The following is a 239-nucleotide window of genomic DNA, read 5'->3' on the forward strand; positions in this document are numbered from 1 at the left end:
AAGATACATCGTTTCCGGTGAGGTTTGTGCAAAATCAGCCAATATTTTGGTTACAGACTCCCAATCTTGGTTTTGGGCAAGTTTTTCAGCTTCATACAATGCAAAAGACGGATTCTCAGGATATTTTTGGCGCAGTTGAGCCAATAGAAATCCTTCGCCGACAGTGTTGCCGGAAGCGTACATTTTTTTCAGATAATCGACTGTTAAATATTCATGAATTAAGAGCAGATTTTCTTCAA

Annotated in this window: 1 protein-coding gene; it reads right to left on the bottom strand. The window is 38.9% G+C overall.

All coding sequences use genetic code 11. The annotated features are described in order from the left end of the window. A partial coding sequence (locus ACTHS3_RS18565; RefSeq protein WP_440368879.1) for a hypothetical protein occupies positions 1 to 239 on the bottom strand: 239 nt, incomplete at both ends.

It is taken from the genome of Neisseria sp. P0009.S007 (assembly GCF_051962515.1).